This is a genomic window from Methylophaga sp. F7 (genome assembly GCF_056863975.1).
The window spans coordinates 2674391-2685753 of sequence record NZ_CM166511.1; the positions used below are offsets into that span (position 1 = coordinate 2674391).

13 protein-coding genes are annotated in these 11363 nt (G+C 45.7%); 12 read left to right on the forward strand and 1 reads right to left on the reverse strand.

The features are described 5' to 3' along the window. The first annotated feature begins 873 nt into the window (after positions 1–873). Together AC08OG_RS13455 and AC08OG_RS13460 are read left to right on the forward strand one after the other, a co-directional pair. Positions 874–1140: a DksA/TraR family C4-type zinc finger protein gene (locus tag AC08OG_RS13455; RefSeq protein WP_292356430.1), complete on the forward strand. Its 267-nt coding sequence runs from the start codon at positions 874–876 to the stop codon at positions 1138–1140. A gap of 181 nt (positions 1141–1321) precedes the next feature. Continuing rightward, on the forward strand, positions 1322–1738 hold the full coding sequence (locus AC08OG_RS13460; protein WP_292356432.1) for a hypothetical protein: 417 nt from the start codon (positions 1322–1324) through the stop codon (positions 1736–1738). A gap of 47 nt (positions 1739–1785) precedes the next feature. Here AC08OG_RS13460 and prlC read toward each other — a convergent pair whose 3' ends face one another. Beyond that, the gene (prlC, locus tag AC08OG_RS13465) at positions 1786–3825 is read right to left on the reverse strand and encodes an oligopeptidase A (protein WP_292356713.1); all 2040 of its coding nucleotides are present in this window, start codon (positions 3823–3825) and stop codon (positions 1786–1788) included. Positions 3826–3964: 139 nt separating this feature from the next. On the opposite strand from prlC, the gene AC08OG_RS13470 reads away from it, so the two are divergent. The 10 genes from AC08OG_RS13470 to lptB all read left to right on the forward strand — a co-directional run bounded on the left by AC08OG_RS13470 (position 3965) and on the right by lptB (position 11337). Next, positions 3965–4759, forward strand: a complete 795-nt coding sequence (locus AC08OG_RS13470; RefSeq protein ID WP_292356434.1) for a UDP-2,3-diacylglucosamine diphosphatase — start codon at positions 3965–3967, stop codon at positions 4757–4759. Further along, positions 4759–5805, forward strand: coding sequence for a glycosyltransferase family 4 protein (locus AC08OG_RS13475; RefSeq protein ID WP_292356436.1), 1047 nt, complete (start codon positions 4759–4761; stop codon positions 5803–5805). Before AC08OG_RS13470 ends, AC08OG_RS13475 begins: the two co-directional genes overlap by 1 nt. A gap of 128 nt (positions 5806–5933) precedes the next feature. Continuing rightward, positions 5934–6662 carry an MlaA family lipoprotein gene (locus tag AC08OG_RS13480; RefSeq protein ID WP_292356437.1) on the forward strand — a complete coding sequence of 243 codons (729 nt, stop codon included), beginning with the start codon at positions 5934–5936 and terminating at the stop codon, positions 6660–6662. 95 nt (positions 6663–6757) lie between these two features. Continuing rightward, a complete protein-coding gene (locus AC08OG_RS13485; RefSeq protein ID WP_482929734.1) occupies positions 6758–7342 on the forward strand; it encodes a sodium:calcium antiporter in 585 nt (194 codons plus the stop codon). Between the two features lie 26 nt (positions 7343–7368). Next, positions 7369–7743 (forward strand): sodium:calcium antiporter, encoded by a 375-nt coding sequence (locus AC08OG_RS13490; protein WP_482929735.1) that lies wholly within the window; start codon positions 7369–7371, stop codon positions 7741–7743. Continuing rightward, the gene (locus AC08OG_RS13495) at positions 7740–8717 is read left to right on the forward strand and encodes a KpsF/GutQ family sugar-phosphate isomerase (RefSeq protein WP_292356440.1); all 978 of its coding nucleotides are present in this window, start codon (positions 7740–7742) and stop codon (positions 8715–8717) included. Before AC08OG_RS13490 ends, AC08OG_RS13495 begins: the two co-directional genes overlap by 4 nt. 16 nt (positions 8718–8733) lie before the next feature. After that, a complete protein-coding gene (kdsC, locus tag AC08OG_RS13500) occupies positions 8734–9255 on the forward strand; it encodes a 3-deoxy-manno-octulosonate-8-phosphatase KdsC (RefSeq protein ID WP_292356442.1) in 522 nt (173 codons plus the stop codon). After that, a complete protein-coding gene (gene lptC / locus AC08OG_RS13505; protein WP_292356444.1) occupies positions 9239–9808 on the forward strand; it encodes an LPS export ABC transporter periplasmic protein LptC in 570 nt (189 codons plus the stop codon). Before kdsC ends, lptC begins: the two co-directional genes overlap by 17 nt. Next, positions 9789–10598 (forward strand): lipopolysaccharide transport periplasmic protein LptA, encoded by an 810-nt coding sequence (gene lptA / locus AC08OG_RS13510; RefSeq protein WP_292356446.1) that lies wholly within the window; start codon positions 9789–9791, stop codon positions 10596–10598. The genes lptC and lptA overlap by 20 nt, the downstream gene beginning before the upstream one ends. A 13-nt stretch (positions 10599–10611) precedes the next feature. Then, a complete protein-coding gene (gene lptB, locus AC08OG_RS13515) occupies positions 10612–11337 on the forward strand; it encodes an LPS export ABC transporter ATP-binding protein (RefSeq protein ID WP_292356447.1) in 726 nt (241 codons plus the stop codon). Positions 11338–11363 lie beyond the last annotated feature (26 nt).

Consider the following 11363-nt stretch of genomic DNA (forward strand, 5'->3'; position numbering starts at 1 on the left):
GGCCAGCCCATACTCGCCCTGCGGGTTCCCTGCGCTTCTCGATCTGGTCGGGCATGACGGAAATTGATTCGTGGCATCCCTGCCACTCACCCTTCGGGCATCTTCGGCGTCCAAATTTGTTCCAGACAAATTTGTCCCTTCGGTCAAACAGCCGTCATGCTGATCCGACCAGCTCTGCGATGCTCGGCTTCGTATAAGGGCATTTAGGGAAGGTCCCAAAACGTGAGGCTAGTGGATCCCCCTTTTGTGTTGCCGATAAAAATGGTTATCTCAGGATTAGAAATCGGAATGTCTGAGCACAGCGAGTTTTTTCGATTTCCCTGGGATAACCATTTTTATCGGGAGCCGCAGGCCAACACATGGGGTGCCTTTTTCTTTGGTTCGTTTCTTTTGGGCAAACAAAAGAAATGAACGCCCCGCGGCAGCGTTCCAAGTCATTAACTCAATGAAGTTTTTGAATTTACGAAACACACATTTCGCTTTTTATAGAACTATTTTGTTTCGACTTCCTGTCGAGTAAGGGGAATGCGTGCCCATTCCCCTAACAACCCCAGGGCACCCCTTGTGTTGGCCTGCGGCTCCACTGCGTTGCATTTTTTGTCAGGGAGACTCACCAAACTCGCTTCGCTCAAACAGGTAAGTCTCTAATCCTGACAAAAAGCCGCTACTCGTCAACACAAAAGGGGATAATTGGTGCTCATCTCAACAATTAGGTTCCTGCTTTAAAATTGAGATTGTTTGGTTTCGCCAGCTCAACCCAACCGACCCTTGAAATACAATTCATATTTATCATCTTGCGTTTTATCGCATCCACCCCAATATAGGTTTAATATGCTTAAATAAAGCTGTTAACTCAGTCAGTTGGAGGTTGTTATGGCTGGAGGATGGTCTAAAGATGGTGCGGTGCAGGATCAGATTGATGCCAGTGTTGAAGATGGTATTCAACAGGCTCGTTCTCGTTTACCAAAGGGTGAAAGTCTGACGCATTGCGAAGAGTGTGAGAAGGAAATTCCCCAAGCAAGACGTGAGGCGGTTCCCGGTGTTCGACTGTGTGTGAAATGTCAGGAAATTATTGATAAGGAAAACAAGGCGTTCAATCTGTTTAATCGGCGAGGCAGTAAGGATAGTCAGCTACGCTAAATCTCGTATTTAATAAGCGGTCAAAAGAGCACTGAAGTGCTCTTTTGCTTTTCAGTATTCAACTATGTAAAGCTGTACTGTGGATTCACTCCAGCAATTCACAACAATTTGATACCGGCCACTTTAAAGTCATTCATAGAAAGTCTGATGTTTATCTGGCTACCAATTTGAGAAATATAAAATGAAAAAATTATTACTGGCGTTACCTTTTATTTTCGCTGCACAGCAAGCTCTGGCAATTGATGATCAGGATAAAGAAAACTATAAAACAAACTACACCAAGCAATTGAAACCGTTAGTTGTACAAAAGTTGAGTGCTGATAGACCTGAAATGTCAGCCCGTGCAATCGATGATGAGGCAAATGCCTATGTGACTAAAATGGCCAGTTGCCAACTGGATGCGTTGCTCCAGTTCTCTGAGGAATATAGTGAAAAAGCCATTATGCCGGTAGCTCAGGGAGCAGATATCGCACAGACCACGCATGATTTGAATCAACAGATGTTGCAGGATATCGAAGCAGGCAACCTATCTAAAGATAAGGCGGCGATGATGATTCAAATTGCACAGGAATCCGCGCAAATTTGTATGAATTCATAAAATCAGAATACTTACTTATAAAAAAGGGCCTTTCGGCCCTTTTTTGTTTACGCGGCAATACCGGTATGTCTTAATAACGCATCAATCTGCGGTTCACGGCCACGGAATTCGATGAACAGTTCCATTGGCTCACGGGAACCACCCTGCTCCAGAATCGCTTCCAGAAATTCCAGACCAGTCTGCCGATCAAAGATCCCTTTCTCTTCAAACTTGGAGAACGCATCGGCTGACAGCACTTCTGCCCATTTATAGCTGTAATAACCGGCGGCATAACCGCCAGCAAAGATATGAGCGAAGCTGTGCGCAAAACGGTTGAATTTGGGCGGTTTCACCACGGTGACTTCATTACGCACCTGTTCCAGAATCTTATCGACTTGATTCGGTTCATTCGGGTTAAATTCCAGATGTAACCGGAAATCAAATAACGAGAATTCCAGCTGACGTAACATCATCATTGCCGATTGGAAGTTACGTGCGGCAAGCATTTTGTCGAACAAATCATCAGGCAATTTTTCACCCGTTTGGTAATGGCCGGAAATCAAATCCAAAGCTTCACGCTCCCAGCACCAGTTTTCCATAAACTGACTTGGCAGCTCGACTGCATCCCAGGCCACACCATTAATACCAGACACACCGGCATATTCAATTTTGGTCAACATATGATGCAGACCATGACCAAATTCATGGAATAAAGTGGTCACTTCATCATGGGTGAACAGAGCCGGTTTATCGCCGACGGGTTCAGAAAAGTTGCAGGTCAGAAACGCCACTGGAATTTCGATTCCTTCGGCAGTACGACGGCGTGCTTTACATTCATCCATCCATGCGCCACCACGTTTATGCTGACGGGCATATAAATCCAGATAGAACTGAGCACGTACGCTGCCATCCTCGGCGACAATTTCGAAAAAGCGCACGTCTTTGTGCCAGACGTCAACATCCTTGCGTTCCCGAATATCCAGTCCGTATAAACGATTGACCACGGCAAACAGCCCATTCACTACTTTGTCTTCCGGAAAGTACGGCTTTAATTCTTCCTGTGAAATTGAATAACGCTGCTGACGTAGTTTTTCAGCAAAATAGGTGACATCCCAGGCTTCGAGTTGATCCTGGTCGGCAGTGGATTTGGCAAAGGCGCGTAATTCTGCATATTCCTGCTCGGCAATCGGTTTTGAGCGCTTGGCCAGATCCTGCAGAAAGTCCAGAACCTGTTGCGGTGATTGCGCCATTTTGGTGGCCAAAGAACGTTCGGCATGATTGGCAAACCCCAGCAGATTTGCCAGTTGATGACGCAGATTCAGAATATCCAGCATCACTTCAGTGTTATCCCATTTGCCCGCATTCGGACCTTGGTCTGAGGCTTTAGTGGCAAACGCGGTATACATTTCTTCACGCAATTCACGATTATCAGCGTAGGACATCACCGGCATATACGATGGGAAATCCAGGGTAAACAACCAACCTTCCTCGCCTTCTCGCTTGGCCATTTGCTCGGCCATTTCAATAGTGGATGGTGGTAAACCCGATAATAATGACTCGTCGGTAATCAACTTACGCCAGGCGTGAGTGGCATCCAGCAAATTTTCTTCAAACTTGGCGGTGCGTTCAGTCATTTGCTGTGACAGCTTTTTGAATTCATCACGTTGTTGCTGATCCAGCTCAACGCCCGACAGACGAAAATCACGGACCGCATTATCAATGACTTTTTTCTGTGCCGTATCCAATTTCTGATACTCAGCGCCTTCGGCAATGGCTTTATAGGCCTGATACAGCATTTCATTCTGGCCCAACTCAGTCGAAAACTCGCTGAGTTTAGGCAAACAAGCGTTATAGGCCTGACGCAGCTCTTCCGAGTTGACCACCGAATTCATATGACTTACTGGCGACCAGACACTGTCAATCAGGGCATCCATATCTTCCATTGGCTGTACCAATGTGTCCCATGTTGGCTCTGAAAGTGTGCTCAAAATAGTGTCAATTTTATTGCGTGCTGTGCTCAACGCATGATCAATTGCGGGCTCAACATGTTCGGCTTTTATTGCGGAAAATGGCGGTAAACGGTGATTTTCCAATAATGGGTTGCTCATAATAGTGTCCTGATTAGGTTCGGTATCGCCCGCAGTGTAGCGCGTGAAGTTATTGTCATGGTAACGCAACAAAACGGTCATCACACTGCAATATCTAATAGATAAGGTTTGCTCAGAATTTTAAGTGAATGAGTGCCTTATGCAAACACAACTAAGTCACAAGCAAAAGCTGAAAGTTCGCACCGTGTTCATTTCGGATATCCATCTTGGCTTCCGAGGCTGCAGTGCCGAGCTCCTCCTTAACTTTTTACATAATGTGGAATGCGAATATCTTTATCTGGTCGGCGATATTATCGACGTCTGGGAAATGAAAAAACGCATGTACTGGCCTCAAGAACATAATAACGTAGTCCGAACCCTGCTCGGTAAAGCCAAGCACAATACCAAGGTCATCTTTGTTCCCGGTAATCACGATGAGATTCTGCGGGATTATGATGGTGCGGTGTTCGGTAATGTGCAGATCCATAACGAAATCATTCATACCACAGCCGATAAACGTAAGTTGTTAATCATTCACGGCGATCAATTCGATAGCGTAGTGAAAATTTCGCCGATGCTGGCCAAAATCGGCAGCCGTTTGTATGAATTTTTACTTAGAGCTAATCGCTGGGTGAATTATTTCCGCCGTAAGATGGGCTTCTCTTACTGGTCACTGGCAGCGTTTTTGAAACACAAAGTGAAAAATGCGGTCCAGTACATCAGTAATTTTGAAGAAGCTGTGGCGCATGAAGCTTCTAAACAAGGGGTGGATGGTGTGGTCTGCGGCCATATTCACCGTGCGGAAATAACGCGCATACATGATATCGATTACTATAATTGTGGCGACTGGGTAGAGAGCTGCACAGCATTGGTTGAACATCCAGATGGTCAGATGGAAATCATCCCTTGGGCTGAAGTATTTAATCAGCACGTTTTGATTGCCAAAGCCGCTTGATGAAACTGGCGATTATTACCGATGCCTGGGAGCCACAGGTCAACGGGGTTGTGCGCACTCTGGGGAAAACCCGTGACCATCTGCAGGAAATGGGCTATGACGTTACCATGCTCACGCCGCTGAATTTTAAAACGATTCCCTGTCCCAGTTATCCCTCAATTCGTCTGGCATTACTGCCTTACCGAAAACTGGCAAATATGCTCGACAATCTGCAAGCCGATGCAGTGCATATTGCCACTGAGGGTCCATTAGGCATGGCCGCCAGACGTTGGTGTCTGCGTCATAATATCCATTTCACCACGTCATTTCATACTCAGTTTCCAGAATATCTGCGTTTGCGTTTACCGATTCCGCTTAGTTGGAGCTATGCATGGTTAAGGCGTTTTCATCGCCCGGCGGTGAGAACACTGGTACCTACCATTTCACAACAGCGACGCTTGCAAGAATATGGATTTCAAGATGTTTATGTATGGGGACGAGGTGTCGATACCGATATATTCACGAAAGATAATGCCAAAAATTATGACTTACCCCGCCCGGTTTTTATCAATATGGGCCGGGTTGCAGTCGAAAAAAACATTGAAGCATTTTTGGATTTGGATTTACCAGGCAGTAAAGTAGTGATTGGCGATGGTCCTGATCTGGAGATGTTGAAAAAACGCTATCCTGATGTGATCTTTACCGGTGCCAAATTTGCTGAAGAACTCGCTGCCTATCTGGCCGGAGGAGATGTTTTTGTTTTTCCGAGTCAAACCGATACCTTCGGCTTGGTAATTCTGGAAGCGATGGCTTGCGGTCTGCCTGTAGCCGCTTATCCGGTCACCGGGCCTAAAGATATTATTATTCAGGGCAAAACCGGCGAGCTGGATTGGGATTTGCATAAGGCGGCGTTAAATGCGCTGAATCTGCAAAAAACCGATTGTATTGCTTATGCACATGAAAATAGCTGGCACAAATGCAGCGAAGTATTTTCCGGTTATATGTATAACAACCATCCAGAATCACAGGTTAAAACTGCGCAAATGCTGGGCCAGAAAAGCGGATGAAACATTCTTTTGATGTTGCAAAGTGACAACACCATCATACTTTCTTGGTATTGGTACAACAGATCACTTGATTAGCCTGGAACTGCCGTGAGATTATTCTCGTTAAATTTGTTTCAGGGAATGCCACAATGTTCGATCTAAAAGTTTTTTCCAGGCTCAGCCTGCTCGGTTTATTGGTTCTGTTCACAGGTTGTGCCACCGTACAATCATCTGATGAACGTGATCCATATGAAAGCTATAACCGTGCAATGTATCAATTTAACGATACTGTAGATCGTGCCGTGTTAAAGCCTGTTGCCAAGGGTTACGATGTTGTTGTTCCTGATGCGATCAGCTGGGGCGTCAGCAATTTCTTCAGTAATCTGAATGATATTACAGTCGCCATCAACAGCCTGTTGCAAGGTAAATTCAGCCAGGCAGCTGATGATACAGGTCGTTTTCTGTTAAACAGCACCGTTGGTGTGGCAGGTATCTTTGATGTTGCCGGTCATGCTGGCAACAAGAAACGTAACGAAGATTTCGGCCAGACACTGGGAGCCTGGGGTGCTGAACCCGGCGCATACATCGTATTACCGTTTTTTGGTCCCCGCACTGTGCGTGACTCATTTGGTTTAGTGGGCGATATGTTTACTGACCCGGTGATGTATGTTGAGGGTCCGGGCGCACGTAATGCCTTTGCAGGAACACGTTTAGTGGATACCCGTGCCAATCTGCTTAAGTCAGAACGGGTTTTGGATGAAGCTACGGATGACGAATATGCATACGTAAGAAATGCCTATCTGCAGCGTCGTCAATATCTGGTTTACGATGGTAACCCGCCAGATGATGATGATTTTGATTTGTTCGATGACCAGTAATACATCGCGACATAACAATTCTCCACCGTTATAATAAAAAGAGCCGGATTTAGTCCGGCTCTTTTTATTTTTAAGGTTCCATCATCGGTTATTAAATGACTTCTTTTCTATTTATAAGCGCCATTATCAGTGGGTTGGTCCTATTGATCTGGGGAGCGGATAAATTTATTGATGGTGCGGCAGGCATTGCATCGAACCTGGGGGTTGCTCCCTTAATTGTCGGCTTAACTATCGTTGGTTTTGGTACCTCTGCTCCAGAAATGATAGTTTCAGCATTCGCTGCATTTGATGGTGCTCCTGCCCTGGGTATTGGCAATGCCATTGGCTCCAATATCACCAATATTGGACTGGTTTTGGGCGTCACGATTCTGGTCACTCCTCTGGCGATTCACTCCATTACCCTGAGAAGAGAATTTCCGGTATTAGTCTTTATCATGTTCCTCTCCCTGTTGTTATTGCTCTGGGATATGCAACTGGATCGGATTGATGGCCTGGTTCTGTTTACAGGCTTTATATTGACGCTAGGAGGCATGGCATGGCTGGCTGTTAAAAGTGCTAAGGACGATCCGCTGAAAATTGAATTTACTCAGGAATATCAGCAGCCAAAACGCTCACTGAAAAAATCCATCGTACTGTTTTTGACAGGATTAATTGCCTTACTGGGGGAGCCAAACTCTTAGTCTGGGGAGCAACTGGTGTCGCGCAATTGTTGGGCATAAGTGATTTAGTGATTGGCTTAACCGTCGTTGCCATTGGCACCAGTCTGCCAGAGTTAGCCGCCTGTATTTCATCTGCTCTGAAAAATGAACATGATATTGCCGTTGGCAATATTCTTGGTTCAAATATCTTTAATCTGCTTGCTGTTCTTGCCATGCCGGGTCTGATTCACCCAACGAAAGTAGATTCGCTACTGCTAACCCGCGATTTTAGCTTTATGATTGGCCTGACAATCGTGCTTTATCTGTTTGCAAGATTTTGTTTAAAAGGCCGATTGGGACGCCCGGTTGGTTTATTATTACTACTGGTTTATGCAGGCTATATAAGTTTGCTGGCGTATCAAGGTGTGCATAACGGTATATGAAAATAGATTCGGATAAATTAAAACAATTGGCGCTGGCAGTCATCGATACCGAGCTGGAGTCTGTCATGTTGCTCCGCGATAGAGTGGATGATGATTTTGTTCGAGCATGTGAGTATCTGCTGCAATGTCAGGGTCGTATTGTGGTGATTGGCATGGGTAAATCAGGCCATATCGGCAGTAAAATCGCTGCTACGTTGGCCAGCACCGGCAGTCCGGCATTTTTTGTTCATCCCGGAGAAGCCAGTCATGGTGATTTAGGTATGATCACCGACAAAGATGTGGTTCTGGCATTATCCAACTCCGGTGAAACTGCCGAGATTCTGACCATATTGCCGTTGATTAAACGACTGGGCGTACCATTAATCACTATGAGTGGTCGTATGGACTCAACACTTTCGTTATGTGCTGATGCAACTATCAACGTCAGTGTTAAAAAAGAAGCCTGCCCATTGGGACTGGCCCCAACATCCAGTACTACCGTCGCATTAGTGATGGGGGATGCACTGGCCATTGCGTTATTGGAAGCTCGTGGCTTTACCGCTGAAGATTTTGCCCTTTCTCACCCGGGTGGCAATCTTGGTAGACGATTGTTATTACGTGTCAGCGACATCATGCATATCGGCGCAGCCATCCCTAAAGTAAATGAAAAGGCATTGCTGCGCGAAGCGCTGATTGAAATGTCCGACAAAAGTTTGGGCATGACCGCCGTGGTCGATAATGATGACAAATTGGTGGGGATTTTCACCGATGGTGATTTACGTCGAGTCCTGGCACAGGAAGTAAATATTTTAACCGCCCCGCTGCAGGAACATATGACACAACATTGTAAAACGGGGCATGCAGAGATGCTTGCCGCAGAAGCATTACAGATGATGCAGCAATATAAAATCAACGGCCTGTTGATTACCGATAAAAACCATAACTTAACAGGCGCACTGAATATGCACGACTTATTACGTGCCGGTGTGGTCTAATTTTCAGGACAGATCAATGCAAGATATAACGGCTCGCGCCAAACAAATTAAACTGGTTATTTTTGATGTCGATGGTGTACTGACTGATGGCAGTATCATTATTGGTGATGATGGTGAGGAACATAAGGCATTTAATTCGCGTGATGGCCACGGCATGAAACTGCTGCAATACACCGGTGTCGATATTGCTATTATCACTGGACGCACCTCCAGAGTGGTTGAACATCGTATGCAAAGTCTTGGAATTAATCTGGTTTACCAGGGACAAAAAGTAAAGCTGCCAGCCTTTGAGGAACTGTTAAAAACCCTTAAGCTGAAACCGGAACAATGTGCTTATGTCGGTGATGACTGGGTGGACTTGTCCATCATGAGCAGAGTCGGTTTAGCGATAGCCGTTCAGGATGCTGATGCTGTGGTGAAAAAACATGCGCACTGGATCACTCCGTCCATGGGTGGTAGAGGTGCTGCCCGTGATGTATGTGAATTAATAATGGAAGGACAGGGAACCCTGCAGGACCAAATTGAACGCCATTTTTAATATTCCAATTTATATCAAAATTGCTTTACTGCTAGTCGCGGGGATCAGTCTGTGGATGTTGCTTAGCAAACCTGAGGCACCAAAAACTGAACGCGCCGTGCACTACAGTATCGATTTTGGAATGACCGATTTCAAGATGACGGTAATGGATATCAATGGCAAACCATCGCGGGTAATTACCGGAGAAACGCTGTATCACTATCCGGAGAATGACCGTACTGAAATTTTCAGTCCAAACACCCTGTTTATTGCGCCGGAAAACAATGATTGGATCATTGAGTCAGATCATGCTGAAACTCAGGGTGAAGGCGAGAACATTCTTCTCACCGGCAATGTTATTATTACCAACAAAGATCAACCGGAAATACAGTTATTAACTGAAGTTCTGAATCTGGATACTGTCAACAACACGGCGTATACCGATCAGCCGGTGACCATGAAATCGCCTCATGGCGATACCCATTCAGTGGGTTTTCATGCCGCTTTACAAGAAGAAACTATTAATCTGCACTCTAGGGTGAGAGGACAATATAATGCGCCACCTGTTAATTAATCTGCTTTGGGGAATGACCATCATCCCATCCATTGCCCTCGCCTTACCAAGTGATCGCGAGCAACCGATAAATATTGAAGCAGATCACGCGCAGCTTGATGATGAAACCGGTGTCACGCAATATAAAGGCGATGCCATACTGACACAGGGCACTTTACGTATCGAAGGTGATGTCATTACTTTTTTCTATGACGAAAACCGCGAACTGGAAAAAGCTATTGCTGAAGGTAACCTTGCCACTTATGAACAAGTACATAAGGAAGGGGATAAACCGGTTAAAGCAAAAGCCCTGCAGATGGAATACCATGCCAGCAAACAACGTATCTTTCTGGTCGGCCAGGGTTATGTTTGGCAGTCAGGCGATGAATTCCGTGGCAATCATATCGAATACGATATCGACAGAAATATTGTTATTGCCAACTCAAGACCGGTCGAAGTCGATGGACAGCAACAGTCCAGTGGTCGCGTTCACATCACCATCCAGCCGCCTGGTCAACGCGAAAAAAATAAAAGTAAACCGGCAGAACCTGCTGTTGAAGCGCCTCAACCGTTAACTGAGGCTCCTGAACAGCAATCGGACATGAGCTACCCTACTGCGGTAACTCAGACCACTTTGAATGTCAGAACCGGTCCCGGGACTCAATATGAACGACTTGGGGCGTTTGTCGAAAACACTGAAGTGATCGTGCTGACCCGTCAGCCTGAATGGGTACAAGTCAGAGGTATGAGTGGGGATAAAGCCATTATTGGTTGGGTCAGTGCACGCTACCTGCAAATGAATCCTGAATAATCACGGAATTTAAATGAGTCAGCTTTCTGCAAGGTCGCTCGCCAAGCAATTTGGCGATCGGTTGGTTGTTAAAAATATTTCCCTTGAAGTAAACAGTGGTGAGATTGTGGGCTTGCTTGGTCCCAATGGGGCGGGTAAAACGACCAGTTTTTACATGATTGTCGGATTGATTCCAGTTGATCACGGCAGTATTTTTCTCAATCAACGCGAACTTACCCACGAACCTATCCATACCCGGGCACAATTGGGGATAGGATATCTGCCACAGGAAGCCTCGGTATTCCGTAAATTGTCCGTTGAAGACAATCTTTACGCTATTATCGAAACCCGGAAAAACCTCAGTATCATTGCCAAAAAACAGTTGCTGGAAAAATTACTCGAAGAATTCCATATTGGTCACATCCGCAAATCATTAGGCATGGCATTGTCCGGTGGTGAAAGACGTCGTGTGGAAATAGCCCGCGCCTTAGCCATGGATCCACAATTTATCCTGCTGGATGAACCCTTCGCCGGTGTTGATCCGATTTCTGTTCTGGATATACAGGGTATTATCAAGGCACTGGCTGCGAGAGGTATCGGCATATTAATCACCGATCATAATGTACGTGAAACACTGAGCGTTTGTGAGCGTGCCTATATATTCAACGAGGGTGAGGTGATCGCAAAAGGCAGTCCAGATGAAATCCTTCAGGATAAGCATGTTTTAAGTGTTTATCTGGGACGGGACTTTCGCCTATAAATTACTAGCAGGCAATTTCCACAATA